At 44.1% G+C, this 25,439-nt stretch carries 26 protein-coding genes and 1 riboswitch; of the genes, 22 read left to right on the forward strand and 4 right to left on the reverse strand.

From position 1 onward, the window contains the following. Positions 1-552: 552 nt before the first annotated feature. The 15 genes from IHV09_RS14540 to purD all read left to right on the forward strand — a co-directional run bounded on the left by IHV09_RS14540 (position 553) and on the right by purD (position 15,198). Positions 553-1,080, forward strand: coding sequence for a DUF2179 domain-containing protein (locus IHV09_RS14540; RefSeq protein WP_066390813.1), 528 nt, complete (start codon positions 553-555; stop codon positions 1,078-1,080). A gap of 3 nt (positions 1,081-1,083) precedes the next feature. Continuing rightward, the gene (locus tag IHV09_RS14545) at positions 1,084-1,287 is read left to right on the forward strand and encodes an NETI motif-containing protein (protein WP_066390814.1); all 204 of its coding nucleotides are present in this window, start codon (positions 1,084-1,086) and stop codon (positions 1,285-1,287) included. An 83-nt stretch (positions 1,288-1,370) separates the two neighbouring features. Then, positions 1,371-1,473, forward strand: a riboswitch (purine riboswitch). 104 nt (positions 1,474-1,577) lie between these two features. After that, positions 1,578-2,063 (forward strand): 5-(carboxyamino)imidazole ribonucleotide mutase, encoded by a 486-nt coding sequence (gene purE, locus IHV09_RS14550; protein ID WP_066390815.1) that lies wholly within the window; start codon positions 1,578-1,580, stop codon positions 2,061-2,063. Next, complete coding sequence (purK, locus tag IHV09_RS14555; RefSeq protein ID WP_197191970.1) at positions 2,056-3,210, forward strand: 5-(carboxyamino)imidazole ribonucleotide synthase; 1,155 nt, start codon at positions 2,056-2,058, stop codon at positions 3,208-3,210. The genes purE and purK overlap by 8 nt, the downstream gene beginning before the upstream one ends. Beyond that, positions 3,207-4,499 (forward strand): adenylosuccinate lyase, encoded by a 1,293-nt coding sequence (gene purB / locus IHV09_RS14560; protein ID WP_144704474.1) that lies wholly within the window; start codon positions 3,207-3,209, stop codon positions 4,497-4,499. The genes purK and purB overlap by 4 nt, the downstream gene beginning before the upstream one ends. Positions 4,500-4,839: 340 nt before the next feature. After that, positions 4,840-5,562, forward strand: coding sequence for a phosphoribosylaminoimidazolesuccinocarboxamide synthase (purC, locus tag IHV09_RS14565; protein WP_197264811.1), 723 nt, complete (start codon positions 4,840-4,842; stop codon positions 5,560-5,562). Continuing rightward, a complete protein-coding gene (gene purS / locus IHV09_RS14570) occupies positions 5,550-5,804 on the forward strand; it encodes a phosphoribosylformylglycinamidine synthase subunit PurS (RefSeq protein WP_137791366.1) in 255 nt (84 codons plus the stop codon). The genes purC and purS overlap by 13 nt, the downstream gene beginning before the upstream one ends. After that, complete coding sequence (gene purQ, locus IHV09_RS14575; protein WP_197264812.1) at positions 5,801-6,484, forward strand: phosphoribosylformylglycinamidine synthase subunit PurQ; 684 nt, start codon at positions 5,801-5,803, stop codon at positions 6,482-6,484. Before purS ends, purQ begins: the two co-directional genes overlap by 4 nt. Further along, on the forward strand, positions 6,468-8,699 hold the full coding sequence (gene purL / locus IHV09_RS14580) for a phosphoribosylformylglycinamidine synthase subunit PurL (RefSeq protein ID WP_197264813.1): 2,232 nt from the start codon (positions 6,468-6,470) through the stop codon (positions 8,697-8,699). Before purQ ends, purL begins: the two co-directional genes overlap by 17 nt. Then, positions 8,675-10,093 (forward strand): amidophosphoribosyltransferase, encoded by a 1,419-nt coding sequence (purF, locus tag IHV09_RS14585; RefSeq protein WP_137791368.1) that lies wholly within the window; start codon positions 8,675-8,677, stop codon positions 10,091-10,093. Before purL ends, purF begins: the two co-directional genes overlap by 25 nt. Before the next feature lie 14 nt (positions 10,094-10,107). Beyond that, positions 10,108-11,148 (forward strand): phosphoribosylformylglycinamidine cyclo-ligase, encoded by a 1,041-nt coding sequence (purM, locus tag IHV09_RS14590; RefSeq protein WP_197264814.1) that lies wholly within the window; start codon positions 10,108-10,110, stop codon positions 11,146-11,148. Continuing rightward, positions 11,145-11,735 carry a phosphoribosylglycinamide formyltransferase gene (gene purN, locus IHV09_RS14595; protein ID WP_197264815.1) on the forward strand — a complete coding sequence of 197 codons (591 nt, stop codon included), beginning with the start codon at positions 11,145-11,147 and terminating at the stop codon, positions 11,733-11,735. Before purM ends, purN begins: the two co-directional genes overlap by 4 nt. Next, positions 11,732-13,270, forward strand: coding sequence for a bifunctional phosphoribosylaminoimidazolecarboxamide formyltransferase/IMP cyclohydrolase (gene purH, locus IHV09_RS14600; protein WP_197264816.1), 1,539 nt, complete (start codon positions 11,732-11,734; stop codon positions 13,268-13,270). Before purN ends, purH begins: the two co-directional genes overlap by 4 nt. Positions 13,271-13,801: 531 nt before the next feature. Continuing rightward, the gene (locus IHV09_RS22675) at positions 13,802-13,924 is read left to right on the forward strand and encodes a hypothetical protein (RefSeq protein WP_255520101.1); all 123 of its coding nucleotides are present in this window, start codon (positions 13,802-13,804) and stop codon (positions 13,922-13,924) included. A 5-nt stretch (positions 13,925-13,929) separates the two neighbouring features. Continuing rightward, entirely contained in the window at positions 13,930-15,198 is a 1,269-nt protein-coding gene (gene purD, locus IHV09_RS14605) for a phosphoribosylamine--glycine ligase (RefSeq protein ID WP_197264817.1), read from the forward strand. Here purD and IHV09_RS22830 read toward each other — a convergent pair. The 3 genes from IHV09_RS22830 to IHV09_RS14615 form a co-directional block, all read right to left on the reverse strand. Next, complete coding sequence (locus IHV09_RS22830; RefSeq protein ID WP_328086095.1) at positions 15,176-15,280, reverse strand: EYxxD motif small membrane protein; 105 nt, start codon at positions 15,278-15,280, stop codon at positions 15,176-15,178. The genes purD and IHV09_RS22830 overlap by 23 nt on opposite strands. Before the next feature lie 64 nt (positions 15,281-15,344). Then, complete coding sequence (locus IHV09_RS14610; protein ID WP_197191954.1) at positions 15,345-16,616, reverse strand: MFS transporter; 1,272 nt, start codon at positions 16,614-16,616, stop codon at positions 15,345-15,347. An 18-nt stretch (positions 16,617-16,634) separates the two neighbouring features. Then, positions 16,635-16,895 (reverse strand): YgaP family membrane protein, encoded by a 261-nt coding sequence (locus tag IHV09_RS14615; RefSeq protein ID WP_082861228.1) that lies wholly within the window; start codon positions 16,893-16,895, stop codon positions 16,635-16,637. A gap of 92 nt (positions 16,896-16,987) precedes the next feature. On the opposite strand from IHV09_RS14615, the gene IHV09_RS14620 reads away from it, so the two are divergent. The 5 genes from IHV09_RS14620 (at position 16,988) to IHV09_RS14640 (ending at position 21,733) form a co-directional block, all read left to right on the forward strand. Beyond that, positions 16,988-18,736, forward strand: coding sequence for an adenine deaminase C-terminal domain-containing protein (locus IHV09_RS14620; RefSeq protein ID WP_197264818.1), 1,749 nt, complete (start codon positions 16,988-16,990; stop codon positions 18,734-18,736). Positions 18,737-18,785: 49 nt separating this feature from the next. Continuing rightward, complete coding sequence (locus IHV09_RS14625; RefSeq protein ID WP_197264819.1) at positions 18,786-19,802, forward strand: DUF3048 domain-containing protein; 1,017 nt, start codon at positions 18,786-18,788, stop codon at positions 19,800-19,802. A gap of 17 nt (positions 19,803-19,819) precedes the next feature. Beyond that, positions 19,820-20,125 carry a YerC/YecD family TrpR-related protein gene (locus tag IHV09_RS14630; protein ID WP_066242834.1) on the forward strand — a complete coding sequence of 102 codons (306 nt, stop codon included), beginning with the start codon at positions 19,820-19,822 and terminating at the stop codon, positions 20,123-20,125. 352 nt (positions 20,126-20,477) lie between these two features. Then, positions 20,478-20,900 (forward strand): MarR family winged helix-turn-helix transcriptional regulator, encoded by a 423-nt coding sequence (locus IHV09_RS14635; protein WP_197264820.1) that lies wholly within the window; start codon positions 20,478-20,480, stop codon positions 20,898-20,900. 302 nt (positions 20,901-21,202) lie between these two features. Next, the gene (locus tag IHV09_RS14640) at positions 21,203-21,733 is read left to right on the forward strand and encodes an NAD(P)H-dependent oxidoreductase (RefSeq protein WP_197264821.1); all 531 of its coding nucleotides are present in this window, start codon (positions 21,203-21,205) and stop codon (positions 21,731-21,733) included. Here IHV09_RS14640 and IHV09_RS14645 read toward each other — a convergent pair. After that, entirely contained in the window at positions 21,730-22,269 is a 540-nt protein-coding gene (locus IHV09_RS14645; protein ID WP_197132237.1) for a GNAT family N-acetyltransferase, read from the reverse strand. The genes IHV09_RS14640 and IHV09_RS14645 overlap by 4 nt on opposite strands. A 154-nt stretch (positions 22,270-22,423) precedes the next feature. Between IHV09_RS14645 and IHV09_RS14650 the strand changes: the two genes are divergently transcribed. Continuing rightward, entirely contained in the window at positions 22,424-23,116 is a 693-nt protein-coding gene (locus tag IHV09_RS14650; RefSeq protein ID WP_197264822.1) for a heptaprenylglyceryl phosphate synthase, read from the forward strand. Positions 23,117-23,183: 67 nt separating this feature from the next. After that, entirely contained in the window at positions 23,184-25,424 is a 2,241-nt protein-coding gene (gene pcrA / locus IHV09_RS14655; protein WP_197132679.1) for a DNA helicase PcrA, read from the forward strand. Positions 25,425-25,439 lie beyond the last annotated feature (15 nt).

Genomic DNA, 25,439 nt, shown 5'->3' on the forward strand with positions numbered 1-25,439 from the left:
AGAAGGTGGGACGAACTTTATGTTCGTTCCATCTTTTTTTTGTTTTAAAAAGGCTGCTTTTCTTTACCGTTTTATTATTAAATAGCTAGAAAAATAAACTTTGGAATCATTTGAAAGTTGAAAACAGTGCATTCGGGATATAAATAACGAGTTTTTATGAAAGAAGAAAGGTCCAACTTACTTGCCTTCACATTTATAAGTCCTCAAATGAATTTATAAGTCTTCAAAAAAATTTATAAGTCTTCATCAGAGTTTATAAGTCCTCAAAAAATATTTATAAGTCTTCACCATATTCTCACCCCTAACCCAGAGCTTAAAACCATCAAAAAGGAAACTTGGCATCTGCCAAGCTTTCATTCAACCCATAAAGTAAGCTCGGCAAGACGCCGAGCCTCGTATTCAAACCTAAAAAGGAAACTTTGGCTTCCGCCAAACTTCCTACTAAACTCCCCCAAAAACCACAACTGTTTTTGCATCAATTCTCCAGTTTCCAACTTGTCCAAAAAGTGTTATCCTTAACGAAGTATTTTTCACCTTGGGAGGCTTGCCATCATGTTAGATAATGCGTTCGTCATGGTTGGGATCATTTTATTGATCAATATTGTATATGTATCGTTTTTTACGATCAGGATGATCCTGACGTTGAAAGGGCAAAGGTACTTGGCTGCCTTTATTAGTGTGTTCGAGGTTATTATCTATGTGGTCGGCCTCGGGCTTGTTCTTGATAACTTGAATGAGATTCAAAACTTGATTGCATATGCGGTTGGTTATGGAATTGGTGTTTTAGTAGGAATGAAGATTGAAGAAAAGCTTGCACTTGGATATACTACTGTTAACGTAATTACGACAAATCTCGAAGGCGGTTTGCCGAACGAGCTTCGCAACAAAGGCTATGGTGTTACGAACTGGCTTGCAGAAGGTCGTGAAGGACAGCGGTTGATGATGGAGATTTTAACATCACGTAAATCAGAAATGAACCTATATAATACGGTAAAGGATTTAGATCCGAAGGCGTTTATTATTTCACATGAACCTAAAGCGTTTCATGGTGGATTTTGGGTTAAGGGTATCAGGAGGTAACAGATGGAGAAGAAACCTTCTAAAAAGAAGTTCGCTGTTGAAGCAGGAGAAACGATCTCGGATTGTCTGGATCGAATGGCCGATGAGGGCTATACACCGGTAAGACGTATGGAAGAGCCCGTTTTCCATGAAGTGAAACGAAACGGCAGAATGGAACCAGAAGTAAAGGAACAAAGAATTGTATTTGAAGGCAAACTCCTTCAATAATGACCAAAACACGAACATTAAATGTAATATACAACTTAATGTTCGATTTTTGTTGACAAAACAAAACAATCATTGCTACAATAAAACCAGAAGAATAAAGCCCTCATATAATTTCGGGGATATGGCCCGTAAGTCTCTACCTGATGACCGTTATTTCATCAGACTATGAGGGAAAGCATCTTTCTGTCTATTTTTTCGGATACGTATGTCCAGTTGGCTGCTTTCTCTCATATTAGGGAGAAGCATACCAACTGGACTTTTTTATATTTTCTGACAATAAGGAGGCTACCATGGCTAAAGTTGGCGTGATCATGGGAAGTGTTTCAGATTGGGAAACAATGAAAGAAGCGTGTGACCTATTAGATGAACTAGAAGTAGCTTACGAGAAGAAGGTGGTTTCGGCACACCGTACACCGGATCTCATGTTTCAATACGCAGAAGAAGCAGAGCATAGAGGAATTGAAGTGATCATTGCTGGAGCAGGCGGAGCAGCTCACTTGCCAGGTATGGTCGCTGCAAAAACGATCCTGCCTGTAATCGGTGTTCCGGTTCAATCCAAAGCGCTTAACGGCATGGATTCACTGCTATCCATCGTTCAGATGCCAAAGGGTGTTCCTGTAGCGACAGTTGCGATCGGGAAGGCTGGTGCAGCGAATGCCGGACTTCTAGCCGCACAGATGGTAGCCGTACATGATGAAGGAGTCAAACAACGTTTAAAACAACGCCGTGCCACAGCACAACAATTGGCGATCGAAAGTAGTGAGCTTCTTGTTTAAGACGATAAGACCACAACAAACACTTGGTATACTTGGCGGAGGTCAGCTTGGCCGTATGATGGCGTTGAGCGCTCGTGAGATGGGATTGAACGTTGTTGTTTTAGAGCCAGGTGAGAATTCACCATGCGGGCAAGTTGCGGATCAACAGATCACAACAGCTTATGACGACCGAGAAGGCATCAAGAAGCTTGCAGAACAAAGCGATGTCGTCACATACGAGTTTGAAAACATAGATGCAGAGAGTGCGAACTGGTTAGAAGAGAACGGAAACTTACCGCAGGGAAGCCGTCTTCTCTCTGTCACTCAGCACCGTTTAAAAGAGAAAGAAACGCTTCAAAAAGCAGGTGTCCCTGTAGCTCCGTACCGCCCTGTGACCGATCTTCGTTCACTCCAACGTGCGGTGGAAGAATTGGGTTACCCTTCTGTATTAAAAACGTGCAGAGGTGGATATGACGGGAAAGGGCAGTTTGTGATCAAGCAAGAAAGTGATCTTGAGATTGCAGCAACACTATTAGAAAAAGAGACAGATTGTGTGCTGGAAGCTTGGATTCCTTTTGAAAAAGAAATATCCGTAATCGTAACGAGAAGTGTGAGCGGTGAGGTTAAATCGTTTCCGATCGCAGAGAATATACACAAAGAGAATATCCTGCATCAAACGATCGCGCCAGCTCGCATCACGAACACAACAGCGGATCAAGCAAAGCTCCTAGCGGGGTCAATCGCAACGGAATTAGAGCTTGTTGGTACGCTTGCCGTAGAGATGTTCGTCGCAAAGGACGGTACGATTTATGTGAACGAACTAGCGCCACGCCCGCATAACTCCGGGCATTACACGATCGAGGCGTGTGAGACTTCACAGTTCGATCAGCATGTACGCGCCGTATGCAACTGGCCGCTTGGCAATACAGAATTAATAAAACCAGCCGTGATGATCAACATTTTAGGTGAACATCATGAGACTGTGTTACGAGAGATAGGAAATTTAGGAGAAGCGAAACTTCACCTGTACGGAAAGAAAGAAGCGAAAGCGAAACGAAAGATGGGGCATATCACGGTTTTAGGTGATACGATTGAACAGGCACTAGAAAAAGCAGAAAAAGTGTCCGCACTATTTTTAAGTGATAACAAAACGGAGGTAACACAATGATTGAACGCTATACACGCCCTGAAATGGGAGCGATCTGGACGGACGAAAACAAATATCAAGCGTGGCTTGAAGTAGAGATCTTAGCTTGTGAAGCTTGGGCAGAACTAGGAGATATTCCGAAAGAAGACGTGAAGAAGCTTCGCGAAAACGCGTCGTTTGATATCAACCGCATCCTAGAGATCGAAGAAGAAACACGTCACGATGTTGTTGCGTTTACACGAGCAGTATCTGAAACGCTTGGTGAAGAGCGCAAATGGGTACATTATGGATTAACTTCCACGGATGTTGTTGATACAGCTCTATCGTATTTACTTAAACAAGCAAACGACATTTTAGCGAAAGATCTAGATCGTTTCGTTGAGATTCTTGCTGAAAAAGCAAAAGAACATAAATATACCGTTATGATGGGTCGTACGCACGGAGTGCATGCTGAGCCGACAACGTTCGGATTGAAGCTTGCTCTTTGGTACGAAGAGATGAAACGTAACGTGGAGCGCTTCAAGCAAGCATCTGACACGGTTCGTTTCGGTAAAATTTCTGGAGCCGTTGGAACGTATGCGAACATCGACCCATTCGTTGAAAAATATGTGTGTGAAAAGCTTGGACTTGAAGCAGCGCCGATCTCAACACAAACGTTGCAGCGTGACCGTCACGCTCATTACATGTCAACGTTGGCACTAATCGCAACGAGCATTGAGAAGTTCGCAACAGAAGTGCGCGGTCTTCAAAAGAGTGAAACGCGTGAAGTAGAAGAGTTCTTTGCAAAAGGTCAAAAAGGATCATCGGCAATGCCACATAAACGTAATCCGATCGGATCTGAAAACATGACAGGATTGGCTCGTGTGATCCGCGGTTACATGATGACAGCGTATGAGAACGTATCCTTATGGCATGAGCGTGATATCTCTCATTCATCAGCTGAGCGTGTGATTCTACCAGATGCGACGATCGCACTGAACTACATGCTGAACCGTTTTGGCAACATCATCAAGAACTTAACTGTGTTCCCAGAGAACATGAAACGCAACATGGAGCGCACATACGGCTTGATCTACTCACAGCGCGTACTTCTCAAATTGATCGACAAAGGCATGGCACGTGAAGAAGCGTATGACACCGTTCAACCAAAAGCGATGCAAGCATGGGAAGAAGGCGTACAGTTCAGAACATTAGTAGAAGCCGAACAAAAAATCACTGAAAAATTAACACCTGAAGAAATCTCTGAATGCTTTGACTACAGTTATCATCTGTCACACGTAGACACAATCTTCGACAGATTAGGGCTTTAAAGGGTTTTATATACGAAGAATTGCTTTTATAAATGGTTAGTTTTTAAATCTTTAACGTTTGCACATCATTGAAAAGTTGATTGAAGTGAAAGATGCGAGACTCCTGCGGGACGAGTGGGCAGGTGAGACACTCAATGGCGCATAGCGGCGAGGGGCTCACCGCACGCCCCGCGGAAAGCGAGTATCTGAAACGGAAATCAACCTCTTTCAAACTTCGAAGATTAAACAAGCTTTTTTGCAGTACTTCAACTAAAAAGAGAGTGATCTATTGAGCTCTCTTTCTCTTTGCCTTTTTTAAAAGATTGAATATTAGGAATCTTCATATAACGGAGGGATCACGATGGAGAAGTTAGAGCAGCTATACGAAGGAAAAGCAAAACGCATCTACCGCACAACAGACGAAAACATCGTCTGGGTCAGCTACAAAGATTCAGCAACAGCGTTCAACGGCGAGAAAAAAGCCGAGATCGCAGGAAAAGGAAGACTGAACAACGAGATCTCTTCTATCCTTTTTGAACTGCTCAAAGAGAAGGGAATTCACTCCCACTTCGTAAAACGAGTATCCGAAACCGAACAGCTCGTGAAGAAGGTGACCATCATCCCCTTAGAAGTGGTTGTCCGCAACATCGCGGCTGGTTCTTTATCAAAGCGTACCGGAATTCCTGAAGGGCAGATCCTTCCACGCACGATCGTCGAATTTTATTACAAAAACGATGACCTTGGTGATCCGCTTATAACGGAAGAACATATCGACATCATGAACTTGGCAACACGAGAACAGCTCAGTCAGATTTCAGAACAAGCGATTCAGATCAACGAAGTACTCACGTCTTATTTTGTTCAAAAGAACGTAAAGCTCGTCGACTTTAAGCTAGAGTTCGGAACAGATGCTAACGGTAACCTTATGCTCGCTGACGAAATTTCTCCTGATACATGCCGTTTATGGGATGCAGAAACGAACGAGAAACTTGATAAAGATGTATTTCGCCGAGGGTTAGGAAGTTTAACAGATGCTTATGAAAAAATACTACAACGTCTAGGAGGCTTATCATGTACAAAGTAAAGGTGTATGTAACATTAAGAGAGAGTGTATTAGATCCGCAAGGTAAGGCAGTAATGAGCTCGCTTCACAAAATGGGACAGTCAGAGGTTGAAGATGTACGTATTGGTAAGTATCTGGAGTTAACACTTCAAAAAGGCGATTACGATCTTGATGAGAAAATCGTGAACATGTGCTCGAAGCTTTTATCGAATCCAGTGATCGAAGACTACCGCTACGAGGTGGAGGAGGTTGTCGCACAGTGAAGTTTGCTGTAATCGTTTTTCCGGGATCAAACTGTGACACTGACATGTATCATGCTGTAAAAGATGAGCTCGGCGCTGAAGTCGAGTACGTCTGGCACGATGCAACGAACTTAAATCAATTTGACGGTATTTTATTGCCTGGTGGTTTCTCTTATGGAGATTACCTCCGCTCTGGCGCAATCGCACAATTCTCGAACGTGATGACAGAAGTGGTGAAAGCAGCACGTGAAGGAAAACCAGTTCTTGGTGTATGTAACGGATTTCAGATTTTATTAGAAACGGGACTTCTGCCAGGAGCGATGCGCCGCAATGAATCTTTGAAATTCATCTGCCAGCCAGAAGAGCTAGTCGTTGAGAACACATCGACGATCTTCACGACTCAGTACGAAAAAGGAGAAGTGATCTCCGTTCCGGTCGCGCATGGTGAAGGCAACTATTATTGCGATGAAGAGACGCTAAAACAGCTAAAGGCAAACAATCAGATCGTTTTCACGTATAGGAACAATCCGAACGGATCGGTTGAAAACATTGCCGGTATCACGAACGAAGAAGGCAACGTGCTTGGAATGATGCCGCATCCGGAACGCGCGGTCGATCAGCTGTTAGGCAGCAAAGATGGTCTTAAATTATTTCAATCTATTGTGAAGAGCTGGAGGGAACGTTATGTCGCTGCAACATGAACCAACAAGTTCACAAATTAAAGAACAAAAATTATACCGTGAGATGGGTTTAAGTGATTCAGAGTTTGAACTCGTAGAAAAGATTATCGGCAGATCTCCTAACTGGACAGAAACAGGACTGTTCTCTGTTATGTGGAGTGAGCACTGTTCTTATAAAAATTCAAAGCCTGTTCTAAGCAAGTTCCCTACAAAAGGTGAGCGCGTCCTTCAAGGTCCTGGTGAAGGTGCTGGAATCGTGGATATCGGTGACGGTCAAGCGGTTGTTTTCAAGATCGAATCGCATAACCACCCTTCAGCGATCGAGCCTTATCAAGGAGCGGCAACAGGTGTCGGTGGAATCATCCGTGACGTTTTCTCAATGGGAGCGCGTCCGATCGCGATGCTGAACTCACTTCGTTTTGGAGAGTTAGAGTCTCCGCGTGTGAAGTATTTGTTCGAGCAAGTAGTAGCGGGGATCGCAGGCTACGGCAACTGTATCGGAATTCCGACGGTTGGTGGAGAAGTTCAATTCGATCCATCGTACGAAGGCAATCCACTTGTGAACGCGATGTGTGTCGGTCTGATCGACCATAAAGACATCAAGAAAGGTCAAGCGAAGGGTGCAGGAAACTCTGTCATGTACGTTGGGGCGAAAACGGGCCGTGACGGAATCCACGGTGCAACGTTTGCATCGGAAGAGCTTTCTGAAGCGTCAGAAGAAAAGCGTCCAGCCGTTCAAGTTGGAGATCCTTTTATGGAGAAACTCGTTATGGAAGCGTGCCTAGAGCTAATTCACAATTGTGATGCACTTGTTGGGATACAAGATATGGGTGCGGCAGGTCTTACAAGTTCGTCCGCTGAGATGGCGAGTAAAGCGGGTATGGGAATCGAGATGAACCTTGATCTTATTCCACAGCGTGAAACAGGAATGACAGCTTATGAGATGATGCTTTCCGAATCTCAAGAGCGCATGCTGTTAGTTGTTGAAAAAGGCCGTGAGCATGAAGTGGAAAAGATCTTTGCAAAATGGGATCTTGATTGCGTAACGGTTGGAACGGTTATTGAAGAACAAGTACTGCGTCTTACTCACCAAGGTGAGATCGTTGCAGATGTACCGGTAGATGCTCTTGCAGAAGATGCTCCGGTTTATCATAAGCCATCAAAAGAACCTGCTTATTATGGCGAGTTCCAAGCGCAAGCAGACTACTTCCCAGAGATTACTAGCTTCAAATCTACGTTGCTATCTCTTTTGAAGCAGCCGACGATCGCGAGTAAAGAGTGGATTTACAACCAGTACGACTACATGGTGCGTACGAATACGGTCGTAGCACCTGGATCGGATGCAGCAGTCGTCCGTATCCGTGGAACGAAAAAAGCGTTAGCGATGACAACAGACTGTAACTCTCGCTATCTCTATCTCGATCCAGAAGTGGGTGGGATGATTGCTGTTGCTGAAGCAGCTCGTAATCTAGTATGTTCAGGAGCACAGCCTCTTGCGGTGACAGACTGTTTGAACTACGGAAATCCTGAAAAGCCTGAGATCTTCTGGCAGCTAGAGAAATCAGCTGACGGAATGAGTGCGGCATGCAACAAACTTGCAACACCAGTTATCGGTGGAAACGTGTCTCTTTATAACGAAACGAACGGGGTAGCTGTTTATCCGACGCCAGTAATCGGTATGGTCGGGCTTATTGAAGATACGAATCACATCGTGACGCAAAGCTTTAAAGAAGCGGGCGATATCATCTATCTAGTTGGTGAGAGCAAGGCTGAGTTTGGCGGAAGTGAGCTTCAGAAGATGAAAGAAGGACGCATTTTTGGTAAAGCGCCTCACATCGATCTAGAAGTGGAAGAAACAAGACAGCGTGAGCTTTTAGCAGCGATTCAAAAAGGCTTGATCCAATCTGCGCATGACGTTGCAGAAGGCGGACTATCTGTTGCACTTGCTGAGTCTGTGATGGACGGTAAAGTAGGAGCGAGCGTGACGTTAACAGATGAGCCGATCGGAAGTCTTTTCGGAGAATCTCAATCCCGTTTCTTAGTCACTGTAAAACCTGAACATCAAGATGAGTTCCAACAGCTTGTAAAAGACGCAAAAATTATAGGTTTTGTACGTTCTGAGAGCGGTCTAGCGATCGATAATGAGCAGGGTGAAGAGTTGTTATCCTGCACGCTCCAGGAGATGCAAGACGCCTGGAAAGGAGCTATTCCATGCTTGCTGACATCAAAGGCTTAAACGAAGAATGTGGTGTGTTCGGGATCTGGGGTCACCCAGATGCCGCACAACTCACGTATTACGGTCTGCACAGTTTGCAGCACCGCGGACAAGAAGGAGCAGGTATCGTTGTAACAGACGGTGAGCGCCTGAGAACACATAAAGGAAGCGGACTTGTTAACGATGTGTTCAGCAAAGGGGAGCTCGAAGGCTTGATCGGACATGGTGCAATCGGTCATGTTCGGTATTCCACGGCAGGAGGTAATGAACTTGCAAATGTTCAGCCACTCTTATTCCGTTCGCAAACAAGTTCACTTGCACTTGCTCATAACGGAAACCTTGTAAATGCCAACGCGTTAAAACATCAGCTAGAATCGCAAGGAAGCATCTTTCAAACCACTTCAGATACGGAAGTGCTTGCTCATCTGATCAAGCGCAGCGGTTATTTTACACTAAAAGAAAAAGTACAGAACGCTTTAACGATGCTAAAAGGTGCGTATGCATTCTTAGTGATGACGGAGAACGAGATGATGGTTGCGCTTGATCCGAACGGCTTACGCCCATTGTCACTCGGTATGCTAGGTGATGCGTATGTGGTCGCTTCTGAAACGTGTGCGTTCGATGTAGTTGGGGCAACATACGTGCGTGATGTGCAGCCGGGAGAACTTTTAATCATTAATGAAGATGGGCTAAGAGTTGATACGTTCTCGACTTCTGTTCAACGCTCCATGTGTTCGATGGAATATATTTATTTTTCACGACCAGACAGCAACATCGAAGGAATCAATGTTCATGCGGCTCGTAAAAGTCTTGGGAAAAAGATGTATGAAGAAGCGCCGATTGAAGCGGATGTTGTAACCGGTGTGCCTGATTCTAGTATCTCAGCTGCGATCGGTTATGCGGAAGCATCCGGTATTCCGTATGAGATCGGTTTGATCAAAAATCGTTATGTCGGTCGTACGTTCATCCAGCCTTCTCAAGAGCTTCGTGAACTTGGTGTAAAGATGAAGCTTTCCCCGGTTCGAGGAATCGTAGAAGGAAAGCGTGTCGTGATGGTCGATGACTCAATCGTACGCGGAACGACGAGCCGACGAATCGTGAAGATGCTGCGTGCTGCGGGCGCTACAGAAGTTCACGTACGCATTACAGCGCCACCTATTGCACATCCATGCTATTACGGCATTGATACGTCCGAACGCGCAGAACTGATCGCATCTAAGCATTCAGTTGATGAGATTCGTGAGATTATTGGTGCTGATTCCTTATCGTTTATCTCCGTAGAAGGATTAATGGAAGGTATTGGACGATCGAATGCCGAGCCGAACTGCGGACAATGTTTAGCTTGTTTTACAGGGCGATATCCAACAGAAATTTATCCAGATACTGTTTTACCATATGAAAAAGAGCTTGTTTAAAGGGGGAGAAGACGATGGCAGAAGCATATAAGCAAGCAGGCGTGAACATCGAAGCAGGATATGAAGCGGTTGATCGTATCAAGAAACATGCACAGAGAACAAAGCGTCCGGAAGTATTAGCGGGTCTTGGTGGATTTGGGGCGATGTTCGATCTATCCGGATTCTCACATAAAGAGCCGGTGCTCATTTCCGGAACAGACGGAGTAGGTACGAAACTGATGCTTGCGTTCATGGCGGATAAGCATGACACGATCGGTGTAGATGCCGTTGCGATGTGTGTGAATGATATCGTGGCGCAAGGTGCTGAGCCGCTTTATTTCCTGGACTATATTGCTTGCGGCACGCTTCACCCTGAAAAGATTGAACAGATCGTTAGTGGAATTGCTGATGGCTGTGAACAAGCGGGATGTGCGCTCATCGGCGGGGAAACGGCAGAGATGCCTGGCATGTATGACAGTGAAGAGTATGATCTTGCTGGATTTACGGTTGGAATCGCCGAGAAATCGAAGCTGATCAACGGCGCTGCTATCTCCGAGAACGATGTATTGATCGGCCTTGCTTCAAACGGTCTTCATTCCAACGGCTTTTCACTCGTTCGTAAAGTTTTATTAGAAAACGCAGGACTTGATCTGAACCAACATATTGATAGTTTATCTAAAGCATTAGGTGAAGAGCTGTTAACACCTACTCGCATCTATGTAAAACCCTTGCTTGAAGTGTTCAATCAGTTTGATGTGAACGGTGTTGCTCATATTACAGGCGGCGGATTCATTGAAAACATCCCACGCATGCTGCCAGAAGGTCTGGCGGCAGAAGTAGATTATGGTTCATGGCCGGTACCTGCAATCTTTGATCTGATCGAAGAAAAAGGAAACCTGACACGCAAAGAAATGTTCACAACGTTTAACATGGGAATTGGAATGGTGCTCTCGGTTTCAGAAGAAAATATGCTCCCGATCATCCGCCTTTTAGAAGAAACAGGCGAGAAGCCTTACATCATCGGCCGCGTGAAGCAAGGTGAAGGCGTGATCTTTGGCGGAGGAAACATCGAATGAAAAAAATAGCTGTATTTGCTTCTGGAAGCGGAAGTAACTTTCAAGCCATCATAGACGCGGTTGAAGCAGGCGAGCTTCAAGCGGATATCGAGCTTTTAGTATGTGATAAACCGGGGGCGAAGGTAATCGATCGTGCGCGCCACTTCGGAATTCCGACGTACTCGTTCTTGCCAAAAACATTTGCATCAAAAGCTGATTTTGAAAAAGAAATCGTTTCTGAACTTCAATCCTATGGAGTAGAATTTATCGTTCTCGCAGGATATATGAGGCTTGTTGGTGAGGTATTATTAAAAGCGTATGAAGGCTGTATCATCAATATCCATCCGTCGTATCTGCCAGCCTTTCCTGGTAAAGATGCGGTCGGACAAGCTCTGAAAGCTAACGTTTCTGAAACAGGTGTAACGGTTCATTATGTGGACAGTGGCATGGATACAGGGCCGATCATCGAACAAGTTCGCATCCCCGTATTGCCTGGCGATACAGAGCAAACCTTACAGCAACGCATACAAAAAGCGGAACACCAATTGTACCCAGCCATCATCAACAAACTATTACAAAAAGACACCGTAGGAGGCTTCTTACATTGACGATCAAACGTGCACTCATAAGCGTTTCAAATAAAGAAGGATTACTTCATTTTGCAGAAAAACTAGCTCAACACGGCGTAGAGATCATCTCTACAGGCGGAACAAAAAAAGCGTTACAAGACGCAGGAATACCTGTAATCGGTATTTCTGAAGTGACTGGTTTTCCAGAGATCATGGACGGACGTGTAAAAACGCTTCATCCAAAAATTCACGGCGGTTTACTCGCTGTTCGTGATAATGAGACACATCAAACAGCGATGACAGAAAATGAGATCTCTCCGATCGATCTTGTAGTCGTAAACCTATATCCGTTCAAAGAAACGATCGCCAAAGAAGGAACTACATTCTCTGATGCGATCGAGAACATCGACATCGGCGGACCGAGTATGCTTCGTTCAGCAGCAAAGAATCACGCTTACGTAACCGTCGTTGTCGATCCGGCAGACTATGAGACAGTAGCGAGTGAACTTGATGGTGCAGGAGCTGTAAGTGAAGAAACGCGCCGCAGACTTGCTGCGAAGACGTTCCGTCATACAGCGGCGTATGATGCGTTGATCGCTGAGTATTTAACAGCAGCTGTAGAAGAGGAACACCCAGAATCCTACACGGTAACATATGAAAAGAAACAGGACCTTCGTTATGGTGAGAACCCTCATCAAAAAGCCGCGTTTTATTCGACGCCACGAAAGAACACGCTCTCTTTAACAGACGCTGAACAGCTTCACGGAAAAGAGCTTTCTTACAACAACATCAACGACGCAGATGCGGCACTTTCAATTGTAAAAGAGTTCGTTGATCCAGCGGTAGTTGCGGTTAAGCACATGAATCCATGTGGCGTTGGAACAGGCACAACGATTCTTGAAGCATATACCCGTGCGTTTGAAGCTGACCCTGTATCGATCTTCGGCGGCATCATCGCTGCTAACACAGAAATTGATGAAGAAACGGCTCAAAAGCTGAGTGAGATTTTCCTTGAGATCATCATCGCTCCTTCATTTACAGAGAAAGCGTTAGAGATCCTAACGAAAAAGAAAAACATCCGTTTATTAAAATTAGATTTATCAGAAGGTAAAGGAATCGCAAAAAAAATCACGACCGTTTCTGGTGGAATGTTAGTTCAAGAGGAAGACGCTTTCGGATTGGATGATGCGAACGTGACGATTCCTACAAAACGCCAGCCGACTGAGCAAGAGTGGAAAGATCTAAAGCTTGCTTGGAAAGTGGTAAAACACGTGAAATCTAACGCGATTGTCTTAGCGAAAGACGAAATGACCGTAGGAGTTGGTGCAGGTCAGATGAACCGCGTTGGCGCAGCGAAAATTGCGATCGAACAAGCAGGCGAACGTGCAGTAGGCTCTGCACTTGGATCAGATGCATTCTTCCCGATGGATGATACCGTAGAAGCAGCGGCACGCGCTGGTGTTACAGCGATCATCCAGCCAGGTGGATCCATCAAAGATGAAGATTCAATTAAGAAAGCAGACGAGCACGGGATCACGATGGTGTTCACAGGCGTAAGACACTTTAAGCATTAATCATTAATTCTTTTAGCTGTTTTCGAATGCATTGTTAGTTCCTGAAAGTAGTTGATTTCCGCTCCAGGTTGCACGCTTTCCATGGGGCGAACGGTGAGCCTCCTGTCTAGTTGCAGTGACTAGCCCCTCGAGGTCAAAAGGTAAACGGTCAAGAAGTCAAAGTGCGCCTTCCAAGCCCATTTCCCTTTTGCTTGTCGGGGCTGAACGAGTCACTTCCACTTTTCGGACTGCCGCTTTGCGCCTTTAGGAGTCTCCACCTGACCGCTCGTCCCATAGGAGTCGGCAACCTTCCGCTCCAATCAACTTGCATAAGTAGTACAAAAAGAAAAAATCTAAAAGACAATCGCTTAGCCTTTTCTCAGAGGTTTTATTAAGAAGTCTTTTAAATTACTGAATTAGTTCAAAACGTCTTTAGCATCAGTTCGTGACTAACAAACTAAAGTGCCAACAGTCTTTAGTATTACCTATAAACTTCACTGATTAGGTTGATCGGAGTGCAAGGTGCGAGACTCCTGCGGGACAGGTGGGCAGGTGAGACACTTATACGTGAAACGTACGAATGTGGCTCACCGCCTGCCCCGCGGAAAGCGAGTACCTGGAACGGAGATCAACAGCTTTCAAAGACTACATGAAAACACTGTAAAAAGGAGGTAGCAACCATGAACGTTCTTGTAATCGGCAAAGGTGGACGTGAACATGCGCTCGTGTGGAAGTTTGCCAACAGCCCGAGCGTCACACAAGTGTTTGCTGCACCAGGAAACCCAGGCATGTCACAACAAGCAACATGCGTTTCCATCAAAGAAACCAACATCGAAGAGCTTGTCACTTTTGCAAAAACAAACGAAATCGGATTAACTTTCGTGGGCCCTGAAGTGCCTCTACTAGAAGGCATCGTAGATCGTTTCACGGAAGAAGGCCTTGTTATCTTCGGTCCATCTAAAGCGGCAGCAGAGATCGAAGGCTCAAAATCGTTCGCGAAGGACCTTATGAAAAAGTACGACATCCCAACAGCTGCATCAGAAACGTTTACGAATCATGATGAAGCTCTAGCTTACGTTCGAGAAAAAGGCGCACCAATCGTGTTGAAAGCGGACGGGCTTGCGGCAGGTAAAGGTGTCATTGTGGCAATGACCTTAGAAGAAGCGGAAGAGGGTCTACATGAGCTGATGGTAGACAAACGCTTTGGTTCGGCGAGCGAAACGGTTGTTGTTGAAGAATTTCTTGAAGGGGAAGAATTTTCATTAATGTCTTTTGTGCACGATGAAATTTTCCTTCCGATGGAGATCGCTCAAGATCATAAACGTGCCTATGATGGGGATAAGGGTCCGAACACAGGTGGGATGGGGGCATATTCACCTGTTCCTCAAATTTCTGACGATCATATTCAAAAAGCCATCAAAGAAATCGTTCAGCCAACTGTTGCTGCGATGAAAGAAGAAGGAACTCCTTTTACAGGAATTCTTTATGCAGGCTTAATCTTAACGAAGAATGGGCCGAAAGTGATCGAGTTTAACGCACGCTTTGGTGACCCTGAAACACAAGTGATTCTGCCTCGACTAAAAAACGATCTAGCTGATCTGCTTCTCTCTCTTTTAAACGGCAAAAAGCCGGAACTTCAATGGTCTGAAGAATCCGTCCTAGGTGTTGTTCTTGCATCCGAAGGTTACCCTGTTTCGTCTTCAGAAGCTCAAGAAATCAGTGGGCTAGAAAACATTCAAGGTGATTCTAACGTGTTTCACGCGGGTACGAAAAGAGAAGATGAATCTCTTCTAACGGATGGTGGCCGAGTATTATTGGTAGCCTCTAAAGGACGTTCACTAAATGAAGCTCAGGAGAACGTATATAAAGAAATGAAGAAAATCACGTGCGAAGGCTCATTCTATCGCAAAGATATCGGGTTTCGAGCTATTTCGCACGTCTCTTCTTAATAAACACAAACGAGATGGCGATGATTCCGCCAATCAGCAGAATGTAGAGAAAAGCTGTATCCATTAAATATTCGTAACTCATATGGCTAACCTCCTATATGGAATGTTGAAGGCTGAGGGACAATGGTTGATCAAAACCTTGTTCGTCAGCCTTCATTAATTGGATTTGGATGAGACGTGGCCGAGTCCGTGTTCGGAGCTGCGGTTGCCATGGGTTTGGGTGGTTGTATAATAGACAACGGTTTCCACCGCCGTAAGAGCTGCATCCCAATAAAGATGACAAAACCTGCTATCACGTACGTCACATAAGGAACAGCACTTTGTCCGCCATCTGCGACTTCAAACAATCGTCCTCCGATTGAATTTCCTATCGCTTCTCCTATCCCTGTAAAGACGCTTGCTAATCCAAAGAACATGCCAAGAAACTTAGCAGCCGCAAGTTGTGAGATCGATGTATCCAACGTAGGCATGATCAACATCTCGCCTGTGATAAAGATGATACCGGTAAAAACAAAGAAGAATAAAGTGTTCGCAAAATACAAACTTCCAAGAGCTGATCCGATACAGATTGCCCCTATACCAACAGAAGTGAGGGGATGGATGTTTCGGATAATATTTTTGGTAATGAGCGTTTGAGTCAATATGACCGTGATGCTGTTGATGGTCCAGATGATGCTTATATCTTTTCCGTTAGATAACACATTTTCTGCTCGAAGCGGGAGCACGAGTGCAAACTGTACGTAAAGAGCCCAAACAAAGATGGTAGCGATCACAAAAACGAGGAAGGGAATGTTTTTTAACGCTTGTCGATATTCACTCCACTTTACTTCTCGGCAGTTTTCGTCCCCACAGCCTGCAGGCAAGAAGAACCAGCTGATCACACTTGCTCCTAAATAGATAACAGCGGCGGTGATGAAGATTAGTTTTGAACTTCCTGTAAATAAAGCAAAAACAGTCAATCCTGCAATCGCCATTCCTATGTTGGCAAAGATTCCGCGTAATGAAAAAGCAGTAGATCTCATATCTGCTTGAACGAGAGACGAAATAAATGCTTTTGTGGAAGGTGCATTGAGCCCAAGACCAAGCCCGCTGATCGCAGCAGTTAACAATATGAGTGAATAACTTGAAAAATAAGCGAAACCTATCAGCCCGCCAGCCCGTATTAAAGCACCAAGCGCGATGATAAAACGTCTGCCTGTTCGGTCAGCGAATACGCCTCCGACTACACTTCCTACTTGCATGAAGATCGAGATAACAGCGAGAGTAAACCCAATCTGTGCTGCTGTTAGTCCGGTTTCCACTTTTAACAGGATGGGAAGGACAGGCAAGACAAGATACGAGCCAAGATGGGTAATAAAGACAACGACCAATAGACTGAACAGAGGTCTGTTGCCTTTTAATAAAGAATGAGTGGGCATAGTGCTGCCTCCTTCTTATTATGAAGGGTTGAACGGCGAACCTTCTTCCGCGATGTTACCAAGATCCATGTCGTTCATTTCTTTGCTTTTGTGAAGAAGGTCAGTCACTGGGCAGTAGCGAACGATTCCTTCTGCTACTTTCATCGCACCCATTAAAATCATAAGGATGTATGACTCTTTGTAAGGTTTTCTTGTCAGTTTTGCTGTATAAACAGAAAGCAGTGTCAGACCTGCAATAATACGAATCATGCTATTAACTAATCCAATATTTTGTCTCATTGTGATACTCCTTTCAATTTTCACCAATTTGCTTAGCGAATATGGTATTCTTGAAAAAACGAAATTTTCAGAGAGAAAACAGGTGATCCAACATGAACCAACACATTGCTTTTTGGACAAAAGCGCAAATGCGCAAACAAGTGGCCGTCATTCAAGGTGAATTGGCACCGTCGCTTGTCTTAACAAACGCTACTTATTTGAACACAGCTCTAAAAAAATGGGTAAAAGCAAACATATGGATTCTTCAAGACCGCATCGTCTATGTAGGCGAAAAGATGCCTGAACATACAACAGGAACGGAAATCACAGATCTAGAAGGTAAGTTTGTTGTGCCGGGATACATTGAACCTCATTGTCATCCGTTTCAACTTTATAATCCCCAGTCGCTCTCGCGATATGCATTGCAGCGTGGAACGTCTTTATTTTTAGCCGATAACTTTATGCTGCTTTTTGAAATGAATATTTCGAAAGCGCTTTCTTTTATGGAGGACGTGAACGATCTGCCTTCTAATTTCTTTTGGTGGTGCCGTTATGACGCACAAACTGAGCTCTTAGAAGAAGAGAATTATTTTTCGGAAAAAAGCGTGAGACAGCTGCTTGAAAGCCCTTATGTTCTACAAGGTGGTGAGTTAACGAGCTGGCCGCGCGTTCTGCATGGCGATGATACGCTTTTGCATTGGATGCTGAAGACGAAGAAAGCGGGTAAGAAGATCGAGGGACATCTGCCAGGAGCTTCTGAGAAAACATTAACCGCGATGACGTTGCTCGGTGTGGATTGTGATCATGAAGCGATGACAGGTACAGAAGTGATGGACCGATTGAATGCTGGGCTTCAAGTATCGCTTCGTTATTCTTCCATTCGTCCTGATCTGCCGAAATTATTGCGTCAGATGAAAGAAGAAGGTATCACGAACTATGAACGAATCTTTATGACGACTGACGGTTCCACACCTGCTTTTTATGAAGAAGGTGTTACTGATAAGATGCTAGAGATCACACTGGAAGCAGGACTCGATCCAGTGGATGCGTATATGATGGTCTCTTATAACGTGGCTAGATATTATGGTCTAGATCACCTCTTTGGCATGGTTGCCGCAGGGCGGGTCGCTCATCTGAATATTTTAGATGATGTAACAAATCCGTTGCCTGAATCTGTTTTGGCAAAAGGAAAATGGATGAAACATGACGGTAAGGATGTTAGTGACGATCGTGACTTTCAATTTGATTGGAAAGGTCATGGCATCAAAAAAAGAGAGATCACATGGGACCTCCAAGACGAGGATTTTCAGTTTTCAGGTCTCGTTGGAATAGAAATGTACAATAGTGTGATCACACGGCCATATAATGTATCGATCAATCCTTTTTCTGAAGAGATTAACGAAGAATCGGATGAGTGTTTCTTAATGCTGATCGATAAAGAAGGAAAGTGGAGAATCAATACAGTCGTAAAGGGTTTTGCGAAAAATCTGTATGGATTTGCGAGCTCGTATTCCAATACGGGAGATCTTTTGATCATCGGAAAAAGCAAAAAAGATATGGCTGTGGCGTTCGAACGCTTGAAAGAAGTCGGTGGAGGCATCGTTCTTGCGGAGAGAGGCGAGATCGTCGCTGAGATAAAACTTCCTTTAGCGGGAGGAATGTCGAATCTTAGTATAGAAGAACTAGTGGTAGAAGAGAAAAGATTAACGAGTGCATTAAGAGAAAGAGGCTATCAATACGAAGATCCGATCTACTCGCTATTGTTTTTCTCATCCACACACTTGCCATACATCCGCATTACGCAAAGAGGCATTTACGATGTAAAAAAGAAAGGGTTACTCTTTCCTTCGATTATGCGTTAATATAGAAAAGGATTGGGCAAAATAATACGATACAAAGGTAGTGAGCCCAATGAAAAAGTGGTACGTCATCTTGATGTCGATCATGATGGTATTAACGCTGTCTGCATGTAAAGGCGCAAGAGATAAAGTATTAGAAGAAGGTAAAGTAGATAAAGCTGAAGCGACGGATTCAAAAAAAGAGGAGTTTTCTTTTGTTTATCCACTCACTGGTTTGGGAACGAATGAAGAGGTAGATCATCGTGCGGTTTCGGTCATGGTGAACAACCATCCGAAAGCACGACCGCAATCTGGACTTCATAAAGCTGATATCGTTTACGAAGTATTAGCTGAGGGAGAACTTACACGCTTTTTGGCGATCTTCCATAGTGAGATGCCAGAAATAGTAGGACCGGTTCGAAGCGCGAGGGATTATTACATCGAGCTCTCACGTGGCTACCATGCACTATTCGTGGCACACGGATTCAGTCCTGAAGCGAAGGAGATTCTCGATAGCGGAACGATTGATCACCTGAACGGAATGGAGTACGATGGTGTTCTGTTTAATCGGGCTGATTTTAGAAAAGCGCCTCACAACTCTTACATCACCCATCAAAATATCGAAAAAGGGATGGAGAAGATTGGCGCTGAGCAATCAGATGATCTGGATATGCTTTCATTTTTAACAATTGAGAGTGCTAAAGCTATAGAAGGTACGCCTGCAAACGAGATTCAGATTTCTTATCCAGGTGGGGAAACAGTAGGATTCACGTACTCTATTAAGAAGAAGACGTACGCGAGAAGCAGCAACAATGAACCAACGATAGATCGTGAAACCGAAACACCCATTACGGTTAGCAATGTATTCATTGTTGAAGCGGCACACCGGGTAATCGATGATGCTGGCAGACGAGAGATCAATTTAACGTCAGGCGGAGATGCGATTCTGATTCAGAATGGTGTCGCACAAAACATTTCGTGGAAAAACGAAGATGGAAGAATCGTTCCGGACGGTGGAGCTTTTGTTCCAGGAAAGACATGGATTAACATTGTACCGAGTGGAATGACAGATTCGGTTAAGATGCAATAAAAAGGAGTGCATGTTTCATGCAAATTGATAAATTACGAGGAAAAGCATTAGATCAGCTTTTTGAATCGGTTTTGTCGCTAAAAGATATGGAAGAATGCTATCGATTCTTTGATGATCTTTGTACGATGAACGAGATTCAATCTTTGGCACAGCGACTTGAAGTGGCGCGCATGCTTCGTGAAGGAAAAACCTATCACAAGATCGAGAGCGAAACAGGAGCGAGCACGGCGACCATCTCACGTGTAAAACGCTGTTTGAACTTTGGTAACGACGCATACGCGATGGTCCTTGACCGCGTTCATGAAGAGGAAGAAGCGAAATAATGAGCCGAAAACCTGCCTGAGTGGTGGGTTTTTTTGTTCATTTTGAGGGTCTTGCAGCGGGATGAGTTTTGGGTTTGTCGATAGATGTCGAGGATTGTAGACTCGTGGATAAACTGTAAAAACTTTAGGATTCAACGCTAAAACTCGTGGATTGAGCAGCCAAACTCGTGGATTGAGAGCAAAAACTTTAGGATTCAGGCTGAGCACAGTAGTTTTCCTACTCTGTAAACCTCAAAATGTAAGCTTGGCGGCTGCTAAGCACCTATATATACTTAAAATATTGACAGAAATCACATTACAATTTATATTTGTATGTACAAACAACATTAACGATGTAAAAAGAGGTGCTATAATGCCCGAAAAGTATCTAGAAAACTGCTTATATTTTACCGTAAACAAGCTTTCTCGCGTTATTTCCAAAATGGCCGAGGAATCGTTTAGACCAACAGGAATTACACCTACTCATGGCTTTATGATGATGCTCGTAAACGACAAACCGGGAATCTCTCAATCGGAGTTAGCAGAAGAACTTCACATGACACCGAGTACGATCACAAGATTCGTGGACAAGCTTGTTGTTAAGGGACTTGCTGAGCGTAAGGTGCAGGGGAAGATGTCACACATCCATCCAACACAAGCTGGAATTGAGATCCAAATAGATCTCGAAAAAGCATGGAAAGATCTTTACCGTACGTACTCCGATCTTTTAGGAGAAGAAGAAGGAAAAGCACTCACAAAAGCAACACATCTAGCAGCAGGGCAGCTCGAATCATAATTGGGCTCTCTTTTTTATCATTTAAGTTGTTTGTACAAGCAAATGTTAATTTATTCATATAAGGCTCCCGTTTCTAAAGCATTTGTGGCTTTTAAATCTTTTATTTCTGCCTCATTGCAAGGTGATTGTAACGCAAGGTTGCCGACTCCTACGGGACGAGCGATCAGGTGGAGACTCCTAAAGGCCCGTAGCGGCAGGAGGCTCACCGTACGCCCCGTGGAAAGCGAGCGACCTGGAGTGGAAATCAACTTCTTTCAAAGCTTCAATGCAAACGAAAACAGCCTAATAAAGGAGACTCACAAATGAAAAAAACACTCGTCATTATCGCACATCCAAATTTACAAAACTCTACAATAAATAAAAGATGGGCAGAGGAAATAGAAAAACAAGATCATGTTACGGTTCGAAAACTTTATGACCTGTATCCAGATGGGAAAGTGAACGTTGACGAAGAACAACGTATGCTATTGCAGCACGATCGAATCGTTCTTCAATTTCCGTTCTATTGGTACAGCTCACCTTCTCTATTAAAAGAATGGCAAGATGAAGTGCTAGCGTTTGGCTGGGCATACGGTCCTGGTGGTGATGCACTTCATGGAAAAGAATTAGTACTGGCGATCTCAACAGGCGGGCCAGACTTCTCTTATCAAGCGGGAGGCTACAACCACTATACGATGAGCGAACTGCTTCGTCCGTTCCAAGCGACATCTAATTTAATCGGAACGCGTTATATCACGCCATTCGTCTTCCATAGTGCGATTCGCGCGTCAGAGGAAGCCGTTGAACAAAGCGCGCAGAACTATGTCTCATACGTTTTGAATCCTGAAATTTAATGAAATTCATTTTTCATCAAGCTCATTTGGACTTGGTCGCGGCAGTTTCCGCGAATCCATTCTGCCTGACGGACTACGCCTTCCGCTTGGAAGCCTAGTCGGCGGGCGAGCTTGATGCTTTTTTCATTTTGAACCGCAGCCCGCAGCTCAACGCGATTCAGCATCAACGTGTAATAGGCATACATCAACATTCCTTTTACCGCGCGCTGTGCGATTCCATGACCTTCGAATCCAGACCCTACCCAATAACCTAGCATACCTGACTGGTTGTGCCACTTAATATCATATAGAGCAACAGATCCTGCTACTTGTCCTCTATACCATATAAAAAGAACAACGTCTGTTTGTTCTTTCATCTTTTTGTTCACTGTTTTAATAAACTGCCGCATCTCACCGCTAGATTGAGTATAATCGACCCAGCTGATCCACGGTCCAAGATGTTGACGTGATTTTTCTAACAAACTATAGATGTTTTCGGATTCTTTAACGTCTGCTTGTTTTAGCATGATTTCGTCGTCGATATGCCACATAAGCATAGCTATTCCTCCTAAAAAGCAGTATGAACTTCACAATCTTTCCACATGATGAATCATAGAGTGAGAACCTTATTTTTGTTATAATGCAGAAGTACAGAACTGGCTTGTTAAAATAGCAAGCACGGGTGTTTCTAAACATGAAAGGAAGAACACAATGTTTGATTATCAAAAATGGAAGCATGTGTTTAAGCTAGACCCAGATAAAGAGATCAGTGACAGTGACCTTGAACGGATCTGTGAGAGCGGAACGGACGCTGTTATCGTAGGGGGATCTAGTGGCGTAACGCTTGATAATACGTTAGACCTTATGTCACGTATCCGTAGATATGCGGTTCCTTGTGTGCTTGAAGTATCTAATATCGAATCACTTACACCAGGGTTCGATTTTTACTATATTCCTACCGTATTAAATGCAGAGGATGCTAACTTCATTACGGGGCTTCATACAGAAGCATTAAAAGAATTTGGCGACATCATGAACTGGGAAGAGATTCTTACAGAAGGATATTGCATCTTAAATCCAGATTGTGCGGCTGCTGAACGTTCGAGTGCCGACACAGATCTCTCGGCAGATGATGTTGTAGCATATGCCCGCTTGGCCGAAAAAATGTTTAAGCTTCCGATCTTTTATTTGGAATACAGCGGCACGTATGGTGATGTTGATATCGTTCGCCAAGTAAAAGGAGTACTTGAAAACACGACTCTTTATTATGGAGGCGGCATTCATTCGGCTGAACAAGCAAAAGAGATGTCAGAGTTCGCGGATACAGTTGTCGTTGGGAACGTTATTTATGACAACTTAAATGCTGCGATTGAAACAGTTGAAGCGGTTAAGGGTAAAAGTTGATAAAATCTCAAAAATGAGTAAGAATAAAAATAAGAATATATGTTCGGGCGGTGAATGAAGAATGAGTATGCAACAAATGATTGAAAAGCTATTATCAGGATTGAATCCTGAGCAGAGAGCTGCAGTAAAACATACAGACGGGCCATTGTTATTGATGGCTGGAGCGGGAAGCGGTAAGACGAGAGTATTAACACATCGTATCGCTTATTTAATGATGGAAAAAGAAGTGGCACCATGGAATATTCTTGCGATCACGTTTACAAATAAAGCAGCACGAGAGATGAAAGAAAGGGTCGCGAAGATTACAGGACCAGTAGCAGAAGAAATCTGGATCTCTACGTTCCACTCCATGTGCGTACGAATTTTACGCCGTGATATCGATCGAATCGGAATCAACCGTAACTTTACGATCTTAGATGCGACAGATCAATTGTCTGTCGTAAAAGCTGTATTGAAAGATCTGAACTATGATCCGAAAAAATACGAACCTCGCGGAATATTAAGCGCGATTTCCTCTTTAAAGAACGAACTAAAAACAGCAGCAGATTTTGCAAAAGTGGCGAACGGGCACTTTGAAGGTGTTGTTCAAGAAGTTTATGAAGGCTATGAAAAGCGACTGCGCAAGAACCAGGCGTTAGATTTTGATGATCTGATCATGACGACGATCCAACTTTTCGCAAAAGTACCTGAAGTACTCGAGTTCTATCAACGCAAGTTTCAATATATTCATGTTGATGAGTATCAAGATACGAACAGAGCGCAGTATATGCTCGTGAAGATGCTTGCTGATCGATTCCGCAACCTTTGTGTTGTAGGGGACTCGGATCAGTCGATCTATGGCTGGCGTGGCGCGGATATCGCGAACATTCTATCGTTTGAAAAAGACTATAACGATGCTGAAGTTATCCTTTTAGAGCAAAACTATCGTTCTACGAAAAAGATTCTTCAAGCAGCTAATAAAGTGATCGAAAACAACATGAACCGTAAGCCAAAGAATCTTTGGACAGATAATACGGATGGAGCTAGCATCACGTATTACCAAGGTGATGATGAGCAAGGTGAGAGCTATTACGTAACAGGTAAGATTCGTGAAGCTGTTTCATCAGGCAAACGTTCGTATAATGACATCGCGATTCTTTACCGTACAAATGCTCAATCTCGTGTAATTGAGGAAGTTTTGATCAAGTCCAACATTCCGTACAATATCGTCGGAGGCACAAAGTTCTATGACAGAAAAGAGATAAAAGACATCTTAGCGTATCTTCGATTAATTTCGAATCCGGACGATGATATTTCTCTTCAGCGTATCGTTAATGTACCGAAGCGCGGGATCGGTGCGTCTTCTATGGATAAAGTGGCACAGTATGCAGCAAACAATGATCTCTCCATGTATCAAGCCCTTCAAGAAGTGGAGCAGATCGGTCTTAGTGCTCGTGCAACGAACTCTTTAAGAGAGTTCTCTGAGTTTGTAACGAACTGGACGCGTCAGCAGGAATTTCTTTCTGTGACCGAACTAACAGAAGAAGTGCTTAGCAAGACGGGCTATCGTGATGCGCTAAAAGCAGAGAAAACGATCGAAGCACAAAGCCGTTTAGAGAACATCGACGAGTTTATTTCAGTTACACAAGACTTTGAAAAGAAACAAGATGATAAATCATTGATCGCCTTCTTAACTGATCTGGCACTTGTTGCAGACATCGATAAGCTCGATGAAGATGCAGCAGATGACAAGCCAAAAGAATCTGTTGTTCTGATGACGCTTCACTCTGCAAAAGGTCTAGAGTTTCCGATGGTCTTCTTGATGGGTCTAGAAGAAGGGGTATTCCCGCATAGCCGTGCTCTTTTTGAAGAAAATGAGATGGAAGAAGAACGTCGTCTGGCGTACGTTGGGATCACACGTGCAGAAGAAGAGTTATTCTTAACGAATGCTAGAATGCGCACCCTTTATGGACGTACGACGACGAATCCGGAATCGCGTTTTATCGCTGAGATTCCAGAAGATCTTATCGAGACAGAAGTAAAAGAAAAGCCATCTGTACCGTGGGGAGCAAGTGCTCGCTCAGGTGGAGGATCAACGCCATCGTTCATGGCACCGAAAAAGAAAATGGTTACACCTGTCTATCAATCTTCTGGTGGGGAGAAACTGGAGTGGAGAGTAGGCGACAAAGTCAAACACCGTAAGTGGGAAACAGGAACGGTTGTAAGTATGCGAGGTTCAGGAGATTCAATGGAACTCGACATCGCGTTTCCACAGCCTGTAGGTGTGAAAAGACTGCTTGCTAAATTTGCCCCGATTGAAAAAGCGTAAGAAAAGAAGGAGTGG

The sequence above is a fragment of the Fictibacillus sp. 23RED33 genome (genome assembly GCF_015903925.1).
Lineage (GTDB): Bacteria > Bacillota > Bacilli > Bacillales > Fictibacillaceae > Fictibacillus > Fictibacillus phosphorivorans.